The sequence below is a fragment of the Streptomyces nitrosporeus genome, assembly GCF_008704555.1.
Classification (GTDB): Bacteria; Actinomycetota; Actinomycetes; order Streptomycetales; family Streptomycetaceae; genus Streptomyces; species Streptomyces nitrosporeus.
Window position 1 is genome coordinate 2166262 of record NZ_CP023702.1, and the last position, 21948, is coordinate 2188209.

The window sequence follows — 21948 nt, forward strand, 5'->3', positions numbered from 1 at the left end:
CTCCCCGGCCCGCCCCCACGCCTCGCAGGCCGGCCCCTCCCCCCGCCTCCCCACCTCCCGTCCGGCCGCGGCCCGCCCCCCGGGGCCGTGTCAGCCGGTGACGCTCGGCCTGCCGTTCTCGATGTGACCCATGAGCCGCCGCCGGAAGCGGCCTTCCTCCTCCACCGTGATGTCGAGGTCGTACCAGCCGTGCGCGTCCGCCGCCGAGTGGACGATCGTGCGGCTGCGCCCCGGCTTCACCTTGATGCGCCTGGCCCAGTCCCGCAGGTCCGCCTCGTCGACGTAGCCGAGGGGGCGTACGACGTAGGTGAGGGGACGGCCGCCGGTGTTGCGCAGGGTGAGGTGCAGGTCCCGCTCGCGGCCGTCGACGCGCGAGGCGACCTCCGCGTCGCCGTCGGCCGTCCCCGCGAACTCGCGGCGGAAGCCGTTGGGGCCGGTGATCGTGAACCGGTACGCCTCCCCGGCGAGCGGCACCGTCCACCGTTCGGTGCCCTTCACGTCCAGGTGCTGGGGGAGGCCGAACTCCGAGGCGTACGGGTAGAGGGCGAAGTGCGCCGACGAGCGCCCGGTGTTGGTGACGATCACACGTACCGCCCCGTCCACGAGCGTGCCCTGCGCGTCCGGCTGGTAGGGCAGCGGCCTCGCCGGGCGCACGCCGGGCTCCTGGACGGGCATCCGCTGGACCTTCGGCGGTACGGGCCGCCAGCGCCCGCTGAACGGCGGGACGGCCGCCGGGGGCTCGGGCTGCGGCATCCGCCCGGCCCGGATGAAGTCGAACGCCGATGTCAGGTCGCCGGTGACCGACCGCCGCCAGTCGCCGATGTTGGGTTCCCGCACGCCCGTCCACCGTTCCAGGAACCGGATGACGGAGGTGTGGTCGAAGACCTCGGAGCACACGTGACCGCCGACGGTCCACGGGGAGACGACGAGCAGGGGCACCCTGATCCCGAGGCCGGTGGGCCTGCCCTGCCACCATTCCTCCGCCTCCCCGGGCGGCGCGACCGGCGGCGGGACGTGGTCGAAGAAGCCGTCGTTCTCGTCGTAGTTGATGAACACGGCGGTGTGGCGCCACACGTCGGGATGGCTGCCGAGCGCGTCGAGGATCTTGTAGAGGACCGTCGCGCTGTGCACCGGCGACGAGACGCTCGGGTGCTCCGAGTCCACCGCGGAGGGCACCAGGTACGACACCTCGGGGAGGGTCCCCGCGGCCACGTCCCGGGCGAACTCCTCGGCCAGGGTCCCGGTCCCGACCCGGCGCAGCCCCCGTTCGAAGAGGCTGCGCTCGGCCGCGGTCAGGCCGGCCACGCCCTCCTCCAGCAGGCCCAGCAGCCGCTCGCGCTCCCCGGCGTCCCCGGTCGTGCGGACGGCTGCGTAGAAGGACTCCATGTAGGTGTGACCGCCGGTCCTCGCCAGCGCCTTGCGGGCCACGGCCTTGAAGGTGGCGAAGAACTCGATCTGGTTGTCGGTGAAGTTCTCCCACTCGGTGTACGTGCGCCAGCTGCGTCCGGCCTTCTCCAGCCGTTCCGCGTAGGTGCTCCAGCCGTACCCGGGATGGGTGTCCTCGTCGTACGCGTCGTTGCCGACGGCCCGGCCGCCCCCGGGCTCGTCACCGGTCCTGCCGCTCCACAAGTGGTTGCGGTTGGGACTGGTGGAGGTGTGGATCGAGGAGTGGTAGGCGTCGCAGACCGTGAAGGTGTCGGCCAGCTCGTAGTGCAGCGGCAGGTCGCGGCGGTCGTAGTACGCCATGGTGGCGGAGGACTTGGCGCCGATCCAGCCGTTCATCCAGCCGCCCGCCCACGCCTCGGCCCCGCCGCTCCAGGAGTGGTCGAGGGCCCCGATGTACTGGAGGTCCTTCTTCTGGGTCTCGGCGGCCCGGCGGACCGGGAAGGGCAGCACGGCGGTGCCGTCCGGCGCGGGCTGCCGGAAGACGGGGTCGCCCGAGGGGAGTTCGACGGCGTTGCGGTCGCCGAAGCCGCGCACCCCGCGCAGGGTCCCGAAGTAGTGGTCGAAGGAACGGTTCTCCTGCATCAGGATCACCACGTGCCGGATATCGGGGAGTCCGCCGCCCGGCCGGGCGGGCCGGGCGGCGACGGCGGCGCGCAGCGAGGTCGGCAGGAACGAGCCCGCCGCCGCCGCGCCCAGTGCGCCGCCGCCGAGCGCGAAGAGCCTTCGCCGTGAGATGTCCGTGGTCAAGTGAGCCTCCCGAGTTCGCGGTATGGCGGGAAGCTAGTGACCCGAGGTGGCGGGGGAAAGGCAGCCGTACGGCCCGTCGGTGAACGTCCCCGCCATCGGAGCCGGCGCCGGGGGTGCGGGGCGCGCGGGGGTGGGCTGGGGTGCGCTGGGCGCGCGGGGGTGGGCTGGGGTGCGAGGGAGGGCGCTGAGGTACGAGAGGGGGCGCCGCCGGGGCGCCGGAAGAGCACGGGGAGGCGACCGGGGGCGCACCGGGTGCGCGGGGCGGCGGTGCGCGCACCGGACGGCGGCGGAGGCACGGCGGGCATGCGGCCCTTCCAGCACCGGCACCGTCCCCGGGCCCGTTCCCGGCACCGGCACCGTTCCTGGACCCGTTCCCCACACCGTCCCCGGGCCCACCCGCTCCCCGCGCCGCCCCCGGGCCCGGGAACGGCGAAAGGGCGGTGCGCCCGGATCCCCGGGTGCGCCGCCCTCCCTCGCACGGTGGCGGTCCGGGAGCCCCGGGCCGCCGTCGGCTCAGCCCTCGACGCCGAGCTTCTCCAGGATCAGCTCGCGTACGCGTGCCGCGTCGGCCTGGCCGCGGGTGGCCTTCATGACCGCGCCGACCAGTGCGCCGGCCGCGGCGACCTTGCCGCCGCGGATCTTGTCCGCGATGGCCGCGTTGGCCGCGATGGCCTCGTCGACGGCTGCGCCCAGCGCGCCCTCGTCCGAGACGACCTTCAGGCCGCGCTTCTCGACGACGGTGTCCGGGTCGCCCTCGCCCGCGAGGACGCCCTCCAGGACCTGGCGTGCCAGCTTGTCGTTGAGGTCGCCGGCGGCGACGAGCTCCGCGACCCGGGCGACCTGCGCCGGGGTGACGGGCAGTTCGTCCAGGCTCCGGCCGGTCTCGTTGGCGTTACGGGCCAGCTCGCCCATCCACCACTTCCGGGCCTGGTCCGAGGGGGCACCGGCCTCGGTCGTCGCGACGATCAGGTCGACCGCCCCGGCGTTGAGGATGGACTGCATGTCGTGCTCGCCGACGCCCCACTCCTCCTTGAGCCGCTGACGCCGCACCCGGGGCAGCTCGGGAAGCCCCTTGCGGAGCTCCTCGACCCACTCGCGGGCCGGCGCGACCGGCACCAGGTCGGGCTCGGGGAAGTAGCGGTAGTCCTCGGCGTTGTCCTTGATGCGGCCGGCCGTGGTGGAGCCGTCCTCCTCGTGGAAGTGCCGGGTCTCCTGCACGATCATCCCGCCCGAGTTCAGCACCGCGGCGTGGCGCTGGATCTCGAAGCGGGCGGCACGCTCGACGGAGCGCAGCGAGTTGACGTTCTTCGTCTCGGAGCGCGTACCGAAGGTCTCGGTGCCGTTGGGCCGCAGCGACAGGTTCACGTCGCAGCGCATCTGGCCCATCTCCATGCGGGCCTCCGAGACGCCGAGCGCCTTGATGAGCTCGCGGAGCTCGGCGACGTACGCCTTGGCGACCTCGGGGGCGCGGGCGCCGGCCCCCTCGATCGGCTTGGTGACGATCTCGATGAGGGGGATGCCCGCGCGGTTGTAGTCCAGCAGCGAGTGGGACGCGCCGTGGATGCGGCCGGTGGCGCCGCCGACGTGCGTCGACTTGCCGGTGTCCTCCTCCATGTGGGCGCGCTCGATCTCCACCCGGAAGATCTCGCCGTCCTCCAGCTGGACGTCCAGATAGCCGTTGTAGGCGATCGGCTCGTCGTACTGGGAGGTCTGGAAGTTCTTCGGCATGTCCGGATAGAAGTAGTTCTTCCGGGCGAAACGGCACCACTCGGCGATCTCGCAGTTCAGCGCGAGCCCGATCTTGACGGCGGACTCGACACCGATCTCGTTGACGACCGGCAGCGCGCCCGGCAGCCCGAGGCAGACCGGGCAGGTCTGCGAGTTGGCGTCCTGCTTGAGCTCCGTGGAGCACCCGCAGAACATCTTCGTCTTGGTGCCGAGTTCGACATGGACCTCCAGGCCCATGACGGGGTCGTACGCCGCGAGAGCGTCCTCGTACGACTCCAGGTCGATGACAGTCACGGTGAAACTTTCCCTCTCATCCCAGCAGGACGTCGTCGTCGCCGAGACGCTTGAGTTCGCGGTAGAGGATCGCCATGCCGGTCACGATCGCGGCGGCGGACACGGCGGCGTCGATCAGCCGGAGCGTGTCGTTGTCCTGGCGGGCCATCTTCGCCTGCTTGACGACGCTGAGCGCGCCGAAGGCGGTCGTACCGAGCGACAGGTAGACGCCCGACTTGGACTTCTTGAAGTTCTTGGCCTTCTTCGCCATGGCACTCATAGGGACGGAGCCTCCTCGATCAGCGGGTGCCCCCACCTTTCCACGAAGGCGGCCTCGACGGCGGCTCCGACCTTGTAGAGCCGGTCGTCCTTCATGGCGGGGGCGATGATCTGCAGACCCACCGGCAGGCCGTCCTCCGGGGCCAGGCCGCAGGGGAGCGACATGGCGGAGTTGCCGGCGAGGTTGACGGGGATGGTGCACAGGTCCGCGAGGTACATCGCCATCGGGTCGTCGGCGCGCTCGCCGATCGGGAACGCCGTGGTCGGCGTCGTCGGCGAGACGATGACGTCCACCTGCTCGAACGCCTTCTCGAACTCCCGGGTGATGAGGGTGCGGACCTTCTGGGCCGAGCCGTAGTACGCGTCGTAGTAGCCGGAGCTGAGCGCGTAGGTACCGAGGATGATGCGGCGCTTGACCTCGTCGCCGAAACCGGCCTCACGGGTGAGCGCGGTGACGTCCTCGGCGGAGCGGGTGCCGTCGTCGCCGACCCGGAGGCCGTAGCGCATGGCGTCGAAGCGGGCCAGGTTCGAGGAGCACTCGGACGGCGCGATCAGGTAGTACGCCGAGAGCGCGAGGTCGAAGGAGGGGCAGTCCAGCTCGACGACGGTGGCGCCGAGCGACTTCAGCAGCTCGACCGACTCGTTGAAGCGCTGGACGACGCCGGCCTGGTAGCCCTCGCCGGAGAACTGCTTGACGACGCCGACGCGCATGCCCTCGACGGAGCCGTTGCGGGCGGCCTCGACGACCGGCGGGACGGGGGCGTCGATGGACGTCGAGTCCATCGGGTCGTGCCCGCCGATCGCCTCGTGCAGCAGCGCCGCGTCCAGGACCGTACGGGCGCAGGGCCCGCCCTGGTCGAGGGAGGAGGAGAAGGCGACCATGCCGTAGCGCGAGACGCCGCCGTAGGTCGGCTTGACGCCGACGGTGCCGGTGACGGCCGCGGGCTGGCGGATGGAGCCGCCGGTGTCCGTGCCGATGGCCAGCGGAGCCTCGAAGGAGGCGAGGGCCGCGGCCGAACCGCCGCCGGAGCCGCCCGGGATCCGGGTGAGGTCCCAGGGGTTGCCGGTCGGGCCGTAGGCGCTGTTCTCGGTGGAGGACCCCATGGCGAACTCGTCCATGTTGGTCTTGCCGAGGATGACGACGTCGGCGGCCCTCAGCTTCCGGGTGAGGGTCGCGTCGTACGGCGGGATCCAGCCTTCGAGGATCTTCGAGCCGACGGTGGTCGGCATGTCCTGGGTGGTGAAGATGTCCTTGAGCGCGAGCGGGACGCCGGCCAGCGGGCCCAGCTTCTCGCCCGCCTCGCGCTTGGCGTCGACGGCGCGGGCCTGGGCGAGCGCGCCCTCCCGGTCGATGTGCAGGAAGGCGTGGACCTTCTCGTCGACGGCGTCGATCCGGGCCAGGTGCGCCTCGGTCACCTCGACGGCGGTCAGCTCGCCGGAGGCGATCTTCCCGGCGATCTCCGACGCGGTGAGCTTGATGATGGTGCTGGTGTCCGTCATGGGTGTTAGTCCTCCCCCAGGATCTGCGGCACCTTGAAACGCTGCTGCTCCTGGGCCGGGGCGCCGGAGAGCGCCTGCGCGGGTGTGAGCGACGGACGGACCTCGTCCGCCCGCATGACGTTGGTCAGCGGCAGCGGGTGGGAGGTCGGCGGTACGTCTTGGTCGGCGACCTCGGAGACGCGGGCGACCGCGCCGATGATGTCGTCGAGCTGACCGGCGAAGTGCTCGAGCTCTTCGGCCTTCAGCTCCAGACGCGCCAGCCGGGCGAGGTGGGCGACCTCCTCGCGCGTGATGCCAGGCATGCAGCGATCCTCAGGGTTCGGTGTGTGGTTTGGACCCAATCCTATGGGGTCGCCCGTCACCCCTGTGGCCACCGGTCGCACCGGAGGGGTTCCGCCCGCCTTCCGTACTCCTCAGGCGGTCGCGGGACCGGACACCGCCCGGCCGGCCGGCCGCGGCTGCGGCTCCGTCCCGGGCTGCTGCGCCGCCGCCGCCCGCAGCTCGGCCGGGCGCCGCCAGCCGTGCTCGCCGCGCGCCCGCAGCCAGGCGGTCATCTCCTGCGGCGGCATCGCGGCGGCGACCAGCCAGCCCTGCACCGCGTCGCAGCGCAGATCACGCAGCCGCTCCCAGGTCTCGTCGTCCTCCACGCCCTCGGCGACGACCAGCAGGCCGAGGGAGTGGGCCAGGTCGATGGTGCAGCGGACGATCTCGGCGTCCTCGTTGTCGACGGCCAGCCGGGCCACGAACGACCGGTCGATCTTCAGCTCGCTGACGGGCAGCCGGCGCAGGTGCACGAGCGAGGAGTACCCGGTGCCGAAGTCGTCCAGGGACATCCTGACGCCGTGCGCGGTCAGCCCGGCCAGGGTGTCGGCGGCCCGCTGCGGGTCCTCCAGCAGCACGTGCTCGGTGATCTCCAGCTGGAGCGCGCCCGGCGGGACCCCGTGCCGGGCCAGCCGGGCGGCGACGCTGCCCGCGAACCCGGGGGTGTGGACGTCGCGCGGGGAGACGTTGACGGCGACGGGGACGAGCAGCCCCTGGGACCGCCACCGGGCGACCTGGGCCAGCGCGGTCTCCAGGACGTATTCGGTGAGGTGCGGCATCAGGCCGGAGGACTCGGCGATCGCGATGAACTCGTCCGGGGGGACCCGGCCGCGTTCGGGGTGCACCCAGCGGACGAGCGCTTCGAGACCGGCGACCTGCCCGTCGAAGCGGACCTTCGGCTGGTAGTGGAGCTCGACCTCCCCGGCGTCCAGGGCGCGGCGCAGGTCGCCCAGCAGGCCCAGCCGGTCGGGGGTGTTGCTGTCCCGTTTGGACTCGTACACCTCGACGCCGGTGCGGTCGCGCTTGGCCTGGTACATGGCGACGTCGGCACGCCGCAGCAGTCCTTCGGCGTCGAGTGCGTGGTCGGGGTGGACGGCGACCCCGGCGCTGGCCTCCAGCACCAGGGTCAGCCCGTCGAGGCCGAGGGGTGAGGAGAGTTCGGCGACCAGGTGGCGGGCGACGCGCTGGGCGCTGGTGGTGGAGCCGACGGCCGGCAGGAGTACGGCGAACTCGTCACCGCCGAGCCGCGCGGCCTCCGCACCGCGCGGCAGGGCGAGACGGAGCCGTTCGGCTATCTGGAGGAGCAGCCGGTCGCCCGCGAGGTGGCCGAGGGTGTCGTTGACGGCGCGGAAGCGGTCGAGGTCGATCAGGACGAGCGCCGCCCGGGTGCCGGTGTCCTCGGCCTCCTCCAGCGCCGTCCAGGTGCGTTCCAGCAGCCACTGCCGGTTGGGCAGGCCGGTCAGCGGGTCCCGCAGCTGCTCCTCGGCGCGGGCGCGGGCGATCCAGAGGGTGGAGTCCAGGGCTATCAGGGGTACGGCGAAGAGCGGCAGCAGGACGGGCATGGCCCAGGCCACGACACAGATCAGCGGCGCGATCCCGACGAGCGCGACGGCGACGAGGCCCTGGCGCAGTACGGCGGTACGGGCGACGGGCGGCAGCCCGCCGGTCTGGGCGGCGCGGACGTACCAGAGGAGGCCGCGGGTGACGATCAGGTAGGCGCCGGCCGCGAGGAGCACCTCCGGTACGGCTTCGACGCCCCACAGGAGCGGCTGCCAGGGTCTTTCCACGGTGGCGCTCTCGCCGAAGGCTGCGAGGACGAGCGCGGCGGTCCCGATGCCGAGTATGTCGGCCGCTCCGTGCAGCAGCCCCTGCCACCAGCGGTGCCGCCGGGCGGTGCCGACGAGGACCACCACCACGAGGCTGACCAGTCCGGCCGGCACCCAGCCGTACAGCAGCAGCACCGCGAGGGTCAGTGCGGCGCCGGAACCGGTGCCGCCCCACCAGCGGTCCCGCCCGAGGGCGACCAGGTGGCCGACGACGATGCCGGTGAGCAGGGCGAGCGCCCAGCCGGCGGTACCGTCCGGGAAGAGGGCCCGCCCGTCGCGGACCGTGTGGTGGAAGCCGGCCGCGAGCTGCGCCGCGGCGACCGCGACGACGACGGCTCCCACGGCGGTGACCGCCCCGGCCCGCACCGGAAGCATTCTCTTCGCGAGGCCCGCGAGGCCCGCGAGGCCCGCGACGCCCTGCGGCCGTGTCACCGGTGCGGCGCTCTCGGTCGGTTCCATTCCGTCCCTCTCACAGCCGGCGGTGCCGATGTCCCGCGGCGGCCCCGCTCCCATGCCACCGCGGCCCGAATCCCACCACGCGGCCGGGCACGGCAGGTACACGCTCAACACTAGGCCGCCAAAGGCTTCCAGGGGCAGCGCTCCGCAGGTCTTGCCCGAATGCGGACAGGGCGGCCGCCCCTGTGCGGCGGGGGCGGTGCGCGGGGGCGCGGCGGTCACCGGACGGGCGGGCGGGCGGATGCCGTACGGGTGATGCGGCGGGCGTCGGACGTGCGGCGCCCGCCTACCGGTCCTTCCCCGCCCGGCGGCGCCCACGCGCGGCCGGGGTCTCGATCGGGCCTCGATCAGGTGTCGTCGGCCCTCGCCGTACACGGGCGGCCGGGCGCCGGCGGCCAGGCGTCCCCGGTCAGGCGCCGGCAGGCGAGCTCCGGCGGGCGGGCTCCGACAGCCGGACATCGGCAGCCGGGCGCCGACGGGCGGACGCCGGCGGCCAGGCGTCCCCGGTCGGCGCCCCCGGGCGGGCGCGGTCCCGGGTCAGGCCTCCGCGGGCACCGCGGCCTCGCGGGCCGCGTCGGGGCCTCGGGTGAGGAGCACCGCGAAGCCCTCCTCGTCGAGGACCGGCACCTTCAGCTGCACCGCCTTGTCGTGTTTGGAACCGGGGTTCTCGCCGACGACCACGAACGACGTCTTCTTGGAGACGGAGCCGGTGACCTTCGCCCCCTGGCTCTGCAGGGCTTCCTTCGCACCGTCCCGGGTGTGGGTGGTCAGGGTGCCGGTGACGACGACGGTGAGCCCTTCGAGCGGCCGGGGGCCCTCCTCCTCACCGGCCCCCTCGTCCTCCGTGCGGACCCCGGCCTCGCGCCATTTGCGCAGGATCTCGCGGTGCCAGGGTTCGGCGAACCACTGCTTGACCGAGGCGGCGATGATCGGGCCGACGCCGTCGGCGGCGGCCAGTTCCTCCTCGGACGCCTGGTCGATCCGTTCGAAGGACCGGAACTGCCGGGCCAGTTCCGCCGCGGCGACCGGTCCCACATGGCGGATGGAGAGTCCGGTGAGGATGCGGGCGAGCGGGGCCTGTTTGGCGGCCTCGATGCCTTCCAGCATGGCCAGGGCGTTCTTCTTGGGCTCGCCCTGCTGGTTGGCGAAGACGGTCGCGGTCTTCTCCTCGCCGGTCTTCGGGTCGCGCTTGGGCAGCCCGCTGTCCGGGTCCAGGACGTAGGCCCGGATCGGCAGCAGCTGGTCCACCGTCAGGGAGAAGAGGTCCCCCTCGTCCGTCAGGGGCGGCTCGGCGGGTTCCAGCGGCTTGGTGAGGGCGGCGGCGACGACATAGCCGAAGTGGTCGATGTCCAGGCACTTGCGGCCCGCGAGGTAGGCCAGCCGCTCCCGCAACTGGGCGGGGCAGGAGCGGGCGTTGGGGCAGCGGAGGTCGATGTCGCCCTCCTTCATGGGGCGCAGAGCGGTCCCGCACTCGGGGCACTCGGCGGGCATGACGAACTCGTGTTCGCTGCCGTCGCGGAGGTCGACGACCGGGCCGAGGATCTCCGGGATGACGTCCCCGGCCTTGCGGAGCACCACCGTGTCGCCGATGAGGACGCCCTTGGCCTTCACGACGTTCTGGTTGTGGAGGGTGGCGAACTCGACCTCGGAGCCCGCCACCTTGACCGGTTCGACCTGGGCGTAGGGGGTGACCCTGCCGGTGCGTCCGACACCGACGCGGATGTTCACCAGCTTGGTGTTGACCTCCTCGGGGGCGTACTTCCAGGCGATCGCCCAGCGCGGGGCGCGGGAGGTCGCGCCGAGGCGGCCCTGGAGCGGGATCTCGTCGAGTTTGACGACGACTCCGTCGATCTCGTGTTCGACGGAGTGGCGGTTCTCACCGAAGTACCGGATGAACTCGCGTACGCCGTCGAGGGAGTCGACCACCTTGTTGTGCCGGGCGGTGGGCAGGCCCCAGTCGCGCAGCAGGTCGTAGGTCTGGGAGAGGCGGTCGATGTCCAGGCCCCGGCGGGCGCCGATGCCGTGCACCACCATGTGCAGGGGCCGGGTGGCGGTGATCTTCGGGTCCTTCTGGCGCAGCGAGCCGGCCGCCGCGTTGCGCGGGTTGGCGAAGGGTTTGTCACCGGCTTCCACCAGGCGCGCGTTGAGCCCTTCGAACGCCTCCATCGGGAAGTAGACCTCGCCCCGGATCTCGACGAGTTCGGGAAGGTGCTCACCCTGGAGGTGGTGCGGGATCTCGGCGATGGTCCGCACGTTGGGGGTGATGTCCTCGCCGGTGCGGCCGTCGCCGCGGGTCGCCGCGCGGGTCAGCCTGCCGTGCTCGTAGGTGAGGTTGACCGCGAGGCCGTCCACCTTGAGCTCGCACAGGAAGTGGTAGCCGGGGCGGCCGACGTCCTTGGCGACGCGGTCGGCCCAGGCGGCGAGCTCCGCGTCGTCGAAGGCGTTGTCCAGCGACAGCATGCGCTCGTGGTGCTCGACGGAGGTGAACTCCGTGGTGTAGGGCCCGGCGACCTTCTGGGTCGGGGAGTCGGGGGTGCGCAGCTCGGGGTACTCGTCCTCGACGCCCTCCAGTTCCCGCATCAGCCGGTCGAACTCGGCGTCGCTGACGACCGGCTGGTCCTTCACGTAGTAGCGGAAGCGGTGTTCCTCGATCTGTTCGGACAGGAGCGCGTGCCGCTCCCGCGCCTGAGCCGGCGCCTTCGTCAGCTGCTGTGCCTGCTGTTCGCCGGCCATCGTCCGTTACCTCCCGTTGCCCCGTGTACCCGCGGTCCCGTCACTCGGGGTTGTCCGCGAGCGACCTCGCCGCCCGGACGCAGTGGGCGAGCGCGGCGCGCGCGTACGCGGGTGACGCGCCCGCCAGCCCGCAGGCCGGGGTGACCACGACGGACTCGGCGAGAGTCCCCGGATTCAGTCCCAGCCTGCTCCACAACGTCCTGACCCCCATGACGCTACCCCCAGGGTCCGACAATGCGGTCGAGGCCGCGTCGAGGGGGGGCACGACGCCGAGGAAGAGCTGGGTGCCGCCTTCCACGGCCTCCCCGATCGCCTCCTCCTCACGCTCGGTGAGGAGCGAGAAGTCGAAGGAGACGGAACCGGCGCCGGCCCGGCGCAGCAGCGCGAACGGGACCTCGGGAGCGCAGGAGTGGACGGTCGTCGGCCCGCCGTCGTTGACCGCGAGCAGGTCGCGCAGGGCGCCTTCGACGACCTGGCGGTCCACGGCCCGGTAGGTGCGGTAGCCGCTCGCCGACCTGACCCGTCCGCGGAGCACGGCGGTGAGGGAGGGTTCGTCGAGCTGGAGGACGATCCGGGCTCCAGGGACCCTGCGCCGTACGTCGGCGAGGTGCCCGCGGAGTCCTTCGGCGAGCGAGCCGGCGAGGTCGCGGCAGGCTCCGGGGTCGGCGAGCATCGCCTCGCCGCCGCGCAGTTCCAGGGCGGCGGCCAGCGTCCAGGGGCCGACGGCCTGGACCTTGAGCAGCCCTTCGTAGCCCTGGGTGTACTCCTCCAGGGCGTCGAGGTCCTCGCCGAGCCAGGAGCGGGCCCGCCGGGTGTCGCGGCCGGGGCGGTCGCTGATCCGCCAGCCGCTGGGCTCGACGTGCCCGTACATCTCCTGGAGCAGTCCGACGGTCCGGCCGGTCATGTCGGCGCCGGGCCCGCGTGCGGGCAGTTCCGGCAGGTGCGGCATGCCCTGCCCGTCGGCGAAGGACCCGACGACGGTCTTGGCGGCCTCCCGGGCGTCGCCCCCGGGCATGGAGCCGACGCCGGTGGCCGCGTACGTGCTGAACTCGCTCTTCTCGCTCACCCGGGAAAGCGTACGGGCCGCTCGCGGGCGGTCCGTCCTCGGCCGGTCCGTCCTCGGCCGGGCGGAGCCGTCCGGGCGGGACCCGTCCGGGCGGAGCCACCGGGCCCCGTGCCGGGTGCTCAGTGTCCGGGGCGGACCGTCAGGTCGTTGATCTCGGCGTCGCGGGGCAGGTCGAGGGCGAGCAGGATCGTCGTCGCGACCGACTCGGGGTCGATCCAGCGGGCGGGGTCGTACTCCTTGCCCTCCTGCTGGTGGACCTTGGCCTGCATGGGGCTCGCCGTACGTCCCGGGTAGACGGAGGTGACCCGGACCCCGTTGCCGTGTTCCTCGTGGCGCAGCGAGTCGGCGAGCGCCTTGAGGCCGTGCTTGCTCGCGGCGTAGGCGCCCCATTCGGCGTGTGCGTTCAGTCCGGCGCCCGAGTTGACGAAGACGACGTGTCCCCGGCTGACCCGGATCTGCGGCAGCAGCAGCCGGGTCAGTTCGGCGGGGGCGACGAGGTTGGTGTTGAGCTGGGAGTGCCAGGTCTTCGGGGTGAGGTCGCCGATCCGGCCGAGTTCGACGGCACCGGCGATGTGCAGCAGCGAGTCCAGCCGCTCGGGCACGGTCTGCTGCCCGAGGGCCCAGGACAGCCGGTCGGGGTTGGCGAGGTCGCCGACGAGCGTACGGGAGCCGGGGTGGAGCGCGGCCAGCTCCCTGGCGCGGCCGGCGTCGCGGGCCAGCAGGACGAGCTCGTCGCCGCGTTCCAGGAGGCGGCGGGCGACGGCCGCGCCGATGCCGGAGCCGGCCCCGGTGATGAGATGAGTAGCCATGCCCTCATGATCGCATCACCGCAGGTGGGCCCCCGGAGGCGGCGGCCGGGGGCCGCGGACGGCGCGGACCGGCGGGGCGGGGCGGTCTCGCGTGCTCCGGCGGCCCGGAGCGGCCTCGCACAGCCCCGCGGCCCGGAGCGGCCGGAGCCGCCTCGCACGGCCCCGCGGCCCGGCGTGACCCGGGGCGGCGCCCCGCGCCCGGCGGTCCTGTCCGGCTCACCGCAGGCCGGCGGACTCCTCCAGGTAGGCGAGCGCGCCGACGCCGTCCGTGGCGAAGAAGACCAGGTCGGTGAGGGGGATCGGCAGGAAGCCCTCGTCCTCCATGCGCTGGAACTGCTGCCGCAGGCCGTCGTAGAAGCCGTCGGTGTTCAGCAGGACGACGGGCTTGGTGTGCTTGCCGTGCTTCTTCAGCTCCAGGATCTCGGTGGCCTCGTCGAGGGTGCCCGTACCGCCGACCATGATCACGATCGCGTCGGCCTTCTCCAGCAGGAGCGCCTTGCGTTCGGCCAGGTCCCCGGCTATGACCATCTCGTCCGCGTTCGTCCGCGCCTTCGCCGCGAGGAAGTCCACCGACACCCCCACGAGCCGTCCGCCCGCCTCCTGGACCCCGTCGGCGACGACCTTCATCAGCCCGCTCTCGGACCCGCCCCAGACCAGGGTGTGCCCGCCCCGGCCCAGCAGCTCGGCGAACTCGCGGGCGGGGACGGTGTAGCGGTCGTCGAGGTCGGCGGCGGAGAGGAAGACGCAGATGTTCATGGGGACAACGGTACGGGCCGCCGCCGACAGCCCCTCGTGGGGCCGGGAAGAACGCGGCCCGTCCGGCTGCTGAAAGGAGAATGACACCCGTACCGGCACACCGAGGTCACCGCATCACCGTCGAGCCCGGCACCGAGCACGTACGCGTGGTCCACGACGGGCGGGTGGTCGCGGAGAGCCGCCGCCCGCTCGTGCTGCGTGAGACGGGCTGCCCGGTCCGCTACTACCTGCCGCCCGAGGACGTGCGCGCGGATCTGCTGACCCCCTCGCCCACGCGTACGCACTGCCCGTTCAAGGGGGACGCCTCCTACTGGTCGCTGCCGGGCGGCGAGGACGCCGTCTGGGCCTACCGGGAGCCGCGGGAGGAGGTGGCCGCGATCCGCGGCCACCTCTGCTTCTACGGCACCGAGGTGGTCCCGGAACCCGCCTGACTACCCGTCAGAAAGATTCCGGTGCCGCACCGATGACTTCCGGGCGGCCCACCGGTCCACCCCCGCATGGACAAGATTCTCTCCCGTGACGGCACGGTCATCGCCTATCGCCGCCGGGGCGAAGGACCGCCGGTGGTCCTGGTCGGCGGCGCACTCGGCACGTCCGCGGACGACGCGGTGCTGGCCGCCCTGCTGGAGCCGCGCTTCACGGTCGTGACGTACGACCGCCGGGGGCGCGGGGCCAGCGGGGACACCGGGCCGTACGCGGTGTGCCGCGAGACCGAGGACCTGGCGGCCGTGGTGGAGCGGGCGGGCGGTCACGGGGCGCGGGTGTCGGTGTTCGGCATGCTCTCGGGCGGGGCGCTGGTGCTGGAGGCCGCGGCGGCGGGGGTGCCGATGGACCGGCTCGCGGTCTTCGAGCCGCCCTACACCCCCGGTCCGGACGGCCGGCTGTACAAGGCCCGCTGCACCGCGCTGCTGCGCGAACTCCTCGCGGCCGGCGACCGGGCGGGCGCGGTGGCCCTCTACCTGTCCCGGAGCGGTGTCCCGGAGCCGACGGTCGCCCGGATGCGCCGGGCGCCCCTGTGGGCGGGGCTGGAGGCGGTGGCGCACACCCTGGCGTACGACGACGCGCTGCTGGGCGACGGTTCGGTGCCGGTGGAACGCCTGGCCTCGGTCACGGCCCGTGCCCTGGTGGTGACGGGCGGCTTCAGTACCGCGCGGGCCCACCGGACCACGCTGGCCCTGGCCGCGGCCCTCCCCCGCGCCCGGCACCGCACGCTGACCGGGCAGACCAGGGAGCTGGCCCCGCAGGCCATCGCCCCGGTCCTGGCGGACTTCTTCGGCCGGGACGTGTTCGCGCGCCTGGCGTCCTGAACCCGGCGTCCCGGCACGGGGGTGCGCGGCCCTCGGACGGGCCCGCGCACCCCGCCGCGGCCGCCGGACCTCAGCCCGCCGCCGCCCGCTCCCGCCGGGCCGTCGTCGCGATGGTGGCGGAGCCGACGACCCGGGTGCCGTCGTAGAGGACGACGGCCTGGCCGGGGGCGACGCCGCGGACGGGCTCGGTGAAGGCGACGTGCAGGGTGCCGTCCACCAGCTCGGCCGTGACCTCGCTCTCGCCGCCGTGGGCGCGGAGCTGGGCGGTGTAGGTGCCGGGGCCGGTGGGGGCGGTGCCGCACCAGCGGGGCCTGATCGCGGTCAGCGCCGTGACGTCGAGGGCTTCCACCGGGCCGACCGTCACCGTGTTGTTCACCGGGGAGATGTCCAGGACGTAGCGCGGCTTGCCGTCGGGGGCGGGGTGGCCGATGCGCAGCCCCTTGCGCTGGCCGATGGTGAAGCCGAAGGCGCCCTCGTGGGTGCCGATCTTCGCGCCCGCCTCGTCGACGATGTCGCCCTCGGCGGGGCCGCCGAGGCGGTCCGCGAGGAAGCCCTGGGTGTCGCCGTCCGCGATGAAGCAGATGTCGTGGCTGTCGGGCTTCTTGGCGACGGCGAGCCCGCGGCGCTCGGCCTCGGCCCGGATCTCGTCCTTGGTGGTGAGGGTGTCGCCGAGCGGGAACATCGCGTGGGCGAGCTGCTTCTCGTCGAGGACGCCGAGGACGTAGCTCTGGTCCTTGGCCATGTCCGAGGCGCGGTGCAGCTCCCGGCTGCCGTCCCCGGCGAGTCGGACGGTGGCGTAGTGGCCGGTGCAGACGGCGTCGAAGCCGAGCGCGAGGGCCTTGTCGAGCAGCGCGGCGAACTTGATCTTCTCGTTGCAGCGCAGGCAGGGGTTGGGGGTGCGCCCGGCCTCGTACTCCGCGACGAAGTCCTCCACCACGTCCTCGCGGAAGCGTTCCGCCAGGTCCCAGACGTAGAACGGGATGCCGATGACGTCGGCCGCGCGGCGGGCGTCACGGGAGTCCTCGATGGTGCAGCAGCCGCGGGCCCCGGTCCGGAAGGACTGCGGGTTCGCGGAGAGGGCGAGGTGCACACCGGTCACGTCGTGCCCGGCCTCGGCGGCTCGGGCCGCGGCGACGGCGGAGTCGACACCGCCCGACATGGCGGCCAGGACACGGAGGGGGCGCTGGGAGGTCTGAGTCATAGCTCCACCAGGGTACGGGGCCCCGGGAACCGATTGCTCTCCGATATGCGTTGTCGCCGGTATGGGGACCCACAGCAACACCGGGCCGTCGGGGGACGGCTCCTCGCGCGGCGTCAGCAGGCGCGCACTGCTCATCGGCGGAGGTGCCGCCGCCGTGGGCGCCGCCGCGCTGGCCGCGGACGAGATCCGGCGCGTCTGGTGGCGGGTGCCCGGCGTGGAGAAGCCGCGCAAGGAGGGTGAGCTGGATTACGCGGGCGCGACCTGGACCGCGGCCTCCGAGGCGAACTGGCGGCGCGCCGACCGCCCCGACGACTACGGCGTGGACCGGGTGATCGTCCATGTCACCCAGGGCAGCTTCGCGAGCGCGGTCAGGGTCTTCCAGGACCCGGCGCACCGCGCGGCGACGCATTACATCGTGGGCCAGGACGGCCGGGTGGCACAGATGATCCGCGAGCTGGACGTGGCCTACCACGCGGGCAACCGCTCGTTCAACGAACGCAGCGTCGGCATCGAGCACGAGGGGTTCGTGGACCGCCCCCAGGACTTCACCGCGAAGATGTACGCCTCCTCCGCGCGCCTGACGGCCTCCATATGCGCGCGGTACGCGATCCCCGTCGACCGGGAGCACATCATCGGGCACGTGGAGGTGCCGGGCACCGACCACACGGACCCGGGCCCGCACTGGGACTGGGACCGCTACATGAAGCTGGTGCGCGCGGCCTCCACGGCGGCCCCGGAGACCGCCTGAGCGGCCCGCCGGACCCGGGGGCGGCGGCCCCCCGCGCGGCCGGGTCTCAGCTGAGCCCGGCCGCCCTGGCGCGTTCGACGGCCGGGCCGATGGCGCGGGCGACGGCCTGGACGTCCTGCTCCGTGGAGGTGTGCCCGAGGGAGAAGCGCAGGGTCCCGCGGGCCAGGTCGGGGTCGGTGCCGGTGGCCAGCAGCACATGGCTGGGCTGGGCGATGCCCGCCGTGCAGGCGGAGCCGGTGGAGCACTCGATGCCCTGGGCGTCGAGCAGCAGCAGGAGCGAGTCGCCCTCGCAGCCGGGGAAGGTGAAGTGGGCGTTGGCGGGCAGCCGGCCGCCGGGGGCCGGGTCACCGCCGGGCACGGCGTCCGGGACAGCCGCGAGCACGGCGTCGGCCAGCGCGTCCCGGAGCGCGCCGACCTCCCGGGCGAAGTCCGCCCGGCGTGCGGCGGCGAGCCGCCCGGCGACGGCGAAGGAGGCCACGGCGGGCACGTCCAGGGTGCCGGAGCGCACGTGCCGCTCCTGCCCACCGCCGTGGAGGACCGGCACGGGGGTCTGGTCACGGCCGAGCAGCAGCGCGCCGATCCCGGGCGGGCCGCCGATCTTGTGGGCGCTGACCGTCATCGCCGCAAGCCCCGAGTCCGCGAAACCGACCTCCAGCTGGCCGAAGGCCTGCACCGCGTCGGCGTGCATGGGTACGCCGAACTCACGGGCCACTTCCGCCAGTTCGCGTACCGGCATGACGGTGCCGATCTCGTTGTTGGCCCACATCACGGTGATCAGGGCGAGGTCGTCCGGGTCGCGGAGGATCGCCTCGCGCAGCGCGTCGGGGTGGACACGCCCGTAGCGGTCGACGGGGAGGTACTCGACCCTCGCCCCTTCGTGCCCGGCGAGCCAGTCGACCGCGTCGAGCACCGCGTGGTGCTCGACGGGGCTGGCCAGGACCCGGGTGCGCCGGGGGTCGGCGTCGCGCCGGGCCCAGTACAGGCCCTTCACGGCGAGGTTGTCGGCCTCGGTGCCGCCCGAGGTCAGGACCACCTCGCTGGGCCGGGCCCCGAGTGCCTCGGCGAGGGCCTCCCGTGACTCCTCGACGGTACGGCGGGCGCGGCGCCCGGCCGCGTGCAGGGAGGACGCGTTCCCGGTGACGGCGAGTTGCGCGGTCATCGCCGCGATCGCCTCGGGGAGCATCGGCGTGGTCGCGGCGTGGTCGAGGTAAGCCATGGTGAGCACGATTCTACGAGCCCGTGGCGCGGGCCGTGCCCGGTACGCCGGTACCCCTCCCCGGGCCGCACCGGGGAGGGGTGCCGTCAGGTCGCGCTCACAGAGCCGTCCAGCGCTGGGACGCCTTTTCCGCGCAGCGGGTCGTCGTGACGGCCCCGTTCCCGGTGTCGAGGCAGCCGCCGGAGCCGGTGCTCACGAGGGTGCCTCCCGGCCCCGCCCGCCAGCGGCGCAGCTCGGACTGGTTGCAGGAGAGCATCAGGACGGTGCTGTTGAGGATTCCCGCGCTGAGGCACGACCGGCCCGTCTCGTGGACGATCTCGAAGGAGCCGTCGGACAGGTACCGGAAGGTCCAGGCGGTCCCGGCCCCGGTACAGGTACCGGTGCTCAGGTAGTAGCTGGACGGGGCGGAGAGGCACGCGCCGCTCGCGCCGTTCCGGTAGCGGTGGGCCCCGGAGGGCGTGCCGGTGCCGCCGGAATCACCGGAGCCGCCGGAATCGCCGGAATCGCCGGAATCGCCGGACGAGCCGGAGCCTCCCGAGGAGCTGGAGGAGCCGGAGCCGCCGGAGGAGCTGCTGCCGCCGGAGGCACCGGAGCCGCCCGGACCGTCCGGTGAACCGCCTCCGGCACCACCCGCCCCCGCTCCCGTCCCCGTCCCGGAGTCCGCTCCCCCGCCGGCTCCCCCGTCCGCCGCCCTGTCCTCGTCGTCCTTCTCCCGCCCCTGCCTCCCGTCCTCCTCCTCGTCCTTCTTCCTCCCGTCCTCCCGCGCCGGTGACTTCTTCGGGGACGCCCTGTCCGACGGACTCGTGCCGGGGGAGGAGGCCGTGGGCACGGCCGGTGCCGTGGCCGTGACGGAGGGGCCCGCGGCCGCCCGGTCCTCCGGCCCGAAGACGTACGGCAGCAGCTGGACGGCGAGGGTGGCCCCGCCCACGGTCAGGACCACGGGTACGACGGCGAAGAGGATCCGGGTCCGCCGGCGGCGCTCCCGGGGCTTCGGGCGGGCCTTCCCGCCGAGGTCGATCGTCGCCACGGACACCGGCTCCGGCAGTTCGATCTCCTGGACGTCCTCGGCGAACGCGGCCTTGGCGGCGAGGTCCTCCCGGATGGACGGGGGCCACAGGGGTGCCGTGAACGGTCCGTGCTCCGTGGCCAGCCGCACCAGTTCGGCCGCCGTGGGCCGGGCCCCGGCGTCCTTGGCGAGGCAGGCCCTGACGACGTCGGCGAACGCGGGATCCAGCTCCCCGAGGGCCCGCAGGTCGGGTTCCTCGTGCACGATGCGGTACAGCACGGCGGGGCCGGACTCGTCGCCGAAGGGCGGGCTTCCGGTGCCCGCGTACGCGAGGACCGAGCCCAGCGCGAACACATCGGCGGCACCGCTCAGGTCCCGCCGTGTGGTGGCCTGTTCGGGGGCCATGTAGGCGGGTGTGCCGATCACCATGCCGCTGCGGGTCAGCCGGCTCTGCTCGGTGGCGCGGGCCACCCCGAAGTCGATGACGGTGGCGCCCTCGACGGTCAGCATGACGTTGGACGGTTTGAGGTCCCGGTGCACCATGCCGAGCCCGTGCACCGGGACGAGGCCGGCGGCGGCCTCCCGCAGCAGCAGCCACAGGGCGTCGGCCGGCAGCGGACCTCCGTGCAGATCGAGGGCCTTGCCGAGGGTGAGGCCGGGGACGTAGGCGGTCGCCAGCCAGGGGGGCCGTGCGTCACGGTCGCTGGCGAGCAGGGGCGCGGTGGCCTCCGCCGGCAGCTGGGAGAGGTTGTCCAGCTCGTGGCCGAAGCGGCGTACGAAGTCCTGGTCCTCCCCGGCGATCGCGGGCAGCACCTGCTTGACCGCGACGTACCGTCCTTCGTGGACGCCGAGGTAGACGCGCCCCATCCCTCCGGAGCCGAGCCGGCCCGCGAGGGGAATGCCTCCGATCTCCCGTGGATCGTCTCCTTCCAGCGGCTTGGCCCCGCTGCCCGTCAGGTCCGACACGTCCGCACCGTCTCCCCCGTGACACTCCGTCTCCGTACCAGGCGAAGTGTGGTCAGTGGAGCCCGCGAGTGAAAGCGCCTTCCGGAAAGTCACTCCAGAAATTCACCGCGGGCACGCGCCGTGCGGGGGCCCGCCGGGGCGGTGGCCGGCGACTCCCCTGCATGAACGGGGATCAGGGGGTACACGCAGCATGTGTCCCGCACGGCGCACATGCCGGACGGGGCCTGTGGGGACCTCACCGGAGAGGAGTTGACGAACGTGGGACCGCACGACGCACCGACCGCCGAACGAGAGGAACGTCCGTCATGACGACGACCGTGGTGATCATCGTCGCCGTTCTCCTGGTGGCGGCGATCGGATACCTCCTGGTCCGCTCCCGCCGGGGCGCGGGCCATGGCCTGCGGCGCCGCTTCGGGCCCGAGTACGACCGTACGGTCGCCCGGCACGGCGGGGACACGAAAGCCGCCGAACACGAGCTGGCCGAGCGGGTGAGGCTGCACGGCTCACTGCACGAACGCCCGCTGAGCCCTGAGGCACGAGAGGCCTACGCGGGACGCTGGGCCATGGTCCAGGAGACCTTCATCGACTCGCCCGGGGAAGCGGTCGCCGAGGCCGACGCGCTGCTGGCACGGCTGGCCCGTGACCGGGGCTTCCCGGACGGCACCGGCTTCGAGGAGCAGGCGGACGCCCTCTCCGTGCACCATGCCGAGCAGGTCGACGGGTACCGCAAGGTGCACCACGCCCTGGGCGACCGGAGCAGTACGGAGCAGCTGCGCTCCGCGCTGGTCGAGGCGCGGGCGCTGTTCGACGTGCTGCTCGGGGACACGGACCCCGTGCCCGCCCACTCCGGGCACGGGAAGCACAGCAGGACGAACTCCTACGGGACCGACGGAAGGACCACGGCATGACGCGGCATGACGGACACGGCGAAGCTGCCTTCGACAGGACGTTCCAGACCGTCCCGGAGGCCCGGTACGCCACCTCCACCCCCTCCGCCGACGCCTATCCGGCGGGCACCCCCTCCGCCGACGCCTACCAGGCGGGCACTCCCTCGGCCGACGCCTACCGGGCGGGCACCCCCTCCGCCGACGCCTACCGGGCGAGCACTCCCCCGGGGAGCACGCCGGAGCCGCAGGCGCACTCCGTGCCCGCGGAGGCGGAGCACCGGCACGGCCACACCGCTCAGGCGGAGCAGGCACCCGGTCACGCGGAGGGCTCGCACGCCCGCCTGTCGCTGCTGCCGCCCGAGGGACGGGACGCTCTGGCGCTGCGGATGCAGCAGGCCGTCACCGACTTCGTCGAGGATCCGCGCCAGGCGGTCGAGGAGGCCGACAGCGCCTTCGACCGGATCGTGACCGAGCTGACGGAGGCGCTCGACGAGCGCAGGCGCGCGCTGCGTTCGTCCTGGCAGGGCCCGGGGAACGAGGCCCGGACGGAGGAGCTGCGGGTGGCTCTGCAGCACTACCGCGACGCCGGGGAGCAGTTGCTGCGGATCTGAACGGATCCGAGCGGATCCGGACATGACACCGCCCGGCAGGCCGGCATCGGCCCGCCGGGCGGTGTC

The 21948-nt window shown here is 73.5% G+C and carries 18 protein-coding genes; 5 read left to right on the top strand and 13 right to left on the bottom strand.

Annotated elements, in window-relative coordinates; translation table 11 throughout:
* Positions 1-90 precede the first annotated feature (90 nt).
* From CP967_RS09335 to CP967_RS09380, 10 genes are all read right to left on the bottom strand, one after another.
* On the bottom strand, positions 91-2193 hold the full coding sequence (locus CP967_RS09335) for a phosphocholine-specific phospholipase C (RefSeq protein ID WP_150487521.1): 2103 nt from the start codon (positions 2191-2193) through the stop codon (positions 91-93).
* A 513-nt stretch (positions 2194-2706) separates the two neighbouring features.
* Complete coding sequence (gene gatB, locus CP967_RS09340) at positions 2707-4215, bottom strand: Asp-tRNA(Asn)/Glu-tRNA(Gln) amidotransferase subunit GatB (protein ID WP_150487522.1); 1509 nt, start codon at positions 4213-4215, stop codon at positions 2707-2709.
* A gap of 16 nt (positions 4216-4231) precedes the next feature.
* The gene (locus CP967_RS09345) at positions 4232-4474 is read right to left on the bottom strand and encodes a hypothetical protein (RefSeq protein WP_014048483.1); all 243 of its coding nucleotides are present in this window, start codon (positions 4472-4474) and stop codon (positions 4232-4234) included.
* Positions 4471-5973 (bottom strand): Asp-tRNA(Asn)/Glu-tRNA(Gln) amidotransferase subunit GatA, encoded by a 1503-nt coding sequence (gatA, locus tag CP967_RS09350; RefSeq protein ID WP_150487523.1) that lies wholly within the window; start codon positions 5971-5973, stop codon positions 4471-4473. The genes CP967_RS09345 and gatA overlap by 4 nt, the downstream gene beginning before the upstream one ends.
* 5 nt (positions 5974-5978) lie before the next feature.
* A complete protein-coding gene (gatC, locus tag CP967_RS09355) occupies positions 5979-6275 on the bottom strand; it encodes an Asp-tRNA(Asn)/Glu-tRNA(Gln) amidotransferase subunit GatC (protein WP_150487524.1) in 297 nt (98 codons plus the stop codon).
* Positions 6276-6386: 111 nt separating this feature from the next.
* Positions 6387-8579 (bottom strand): putative bifunctional diguanylate cyclase/phosphodiesterase, encoded by a 2193-nt coding sequence (locus CP967_RS09360; protein WP_150487525.1) that lies wholly within the window; start codon positions 8577-8579, stop codon positions 6387-6389.
* Positions 8580-9113: 534 nt separating this feature from the next.
* Entirely contained in the window at positions 9114-11309 is a 2196-nt protein-coding gene (gene ligA / locus CP967_RS09365) for an NAD-dependent DNA ligase LigA (RefSeq protein ID WP_150487526.1), read from the bottom strand.
* 40 nt (positions 11310-11349) lie between these two features.
* On the bottom strand, positions 11350-12375 hold the full coding sequence (locus CP967_RS09370) for a methionine synthase (protein WP_150487527.1): 1026 nt from the start codon (positions 12373-12375) through the stop codon (positions 11350-11352).
* Between the two features lie 119 nt (positions 12376-12494).
* Positions 12495-13184, bottom strand: a complete 690-nt coding sequence (locus CP967_RS09375) for an SDR family oxidoreductase (RefSeq protein WP_150487528.1) — start codon at positions 13182-13184, stop codon at positions 12495-12497.
* Between the two features lie 216 nt (positions 13185-13400).
* On the bottom strand, positions 13401-13940 hold the full coding sequence (locus CP967_RS09380) for an LOG family protein (RefSeq protein WP_150487529.1): 540 nt from the start codon (positions 13938-13940) through the stop codon (positions 13401-13403).
* A gap of 80 nt (positions 13941-14020) precedes the next feature.
* On the opposite strand from CP967_RS09380, the gene CP967_RS09385 reads away from it, so the two are divergent.
* Both CP967_RS09385 and CP967_RS09390 read left to right on the top strand, forming a co-directional pair.
* A complete protein-coding gene (locus CP967_RS09385) occupies positions 14021-14371 on the top strand; it encodes a DUF427 domain-containing protein (RefSeq protein WP_150487530.1) in 351 nt (116 codons plus the stop codon).
* Between the two features lie 66 nt (positions 14372-14437).
* Positions 14438-15247 (top strand): alpha/beta hydrolase, encoded by an 810-nt coding sequence (locus CP967_RS09390; protein WP_150487531.1) that lies wholly within the window; start codon positions 14438-14440, stop codon positions 15245-15247.
* A gap of 70 nt (positions 15248-15317) precedes the next feature.
* Here CP967_RS09390 and mnmA read toward each other — a convergent pair whose 3' ends face one another.
* Positions 15318-16448 carry a tRNA 2-thiouridine(34) synthase MnmA gene (gene mnmA / locus CP967_RS09395; RefSeq protein ID WP_150487532.1) on the bottom strand — a complete coding sequence of 377 codons (1131 nt, stop codon included), beginning with the start codon at positions 16446-16448 and terminating at the stop codon, positions 15318-15320.
* A gap of 61 nt (positions 16449-16509) precedes the next feature.
* Between mnmA and CP967_RS09400 the strand changes: the two genes are divergently transcribed.
* Positions 16510-17196 carry an N-acetylmuramoyl-L-alanine amidase gene (locus CP967_RS09400; RefSeq protein WP_150487533.1) on the top strand — a complete coding sequence of 229 codons (687 nt, stop codon included), beginning with the start codon at positions 16510-16512 and terminating at the stop codon, positions 17194-17196.
* A gap of 46 nt (positions 17197-17242) precedes the next feature.
* On the opposite strand, the gene CP967_RS09405 is transcribed toward CP967_RS09400, so the two are convergent.
* Together CP967_RS09405 and CP967_RS09410 are read right to left on the bottom strand one after the other, a co-directional pair.
* Positions 17243-18412 (bottom strand): cysteine desulfurase family protein, encoded by a 1170-nt coding sequence (locus CP967_RS09405; RefSeq protein ID WP_150487534.1) that lies wholly within the window; start codon positions 18410-18412, stop codon positions 17243-17245.
* A gap of 97 nt (positions 18413-18509) precedes the next feature.
* Positions 18510-20384 (bottom strand): serine/threonine-protein kinase, encoded by a 1875-nt coding sequence (locus tag CP967_RS09410; protein WP_150487535.1) that lies wholly within the window; start codon positions 20382-20384, stop codon positions 18510-18512.
* 305 nt (positions 20385-20689) lie between these two features.
* Between CP967_RS09410 and CP967_RS09415 the strand changes: the two genes are divergently transcribed.
* Positions 20690-21292 carry a hypothetical protein gene (locus tag CP967_RS09415; protein ID WP_150487536.1) on the top strand — a complete coding sequence of 201 codons (603 nt, stop codon included), beginning with the start codon at positions 20690-20692 and terminating at the stop codon, positions 21290-21292.
* Positions 21289-21882, top strand: a complete 594-nt coding sequence (locus tag CP967_RS09420; RefSeq protein ID WP_229888195.1) for a hypothetical protein — start codon at positions 21289-21291, stop codon at positions 21880-21882. The genes CP967_RS09415 and CP967_RS09420 overlap by 4 nt, the downstream gene beginning before the upstream one ends.
* The last annotated feature ends 66 nt before the right edge of the window (positions 21883-21948 follow it).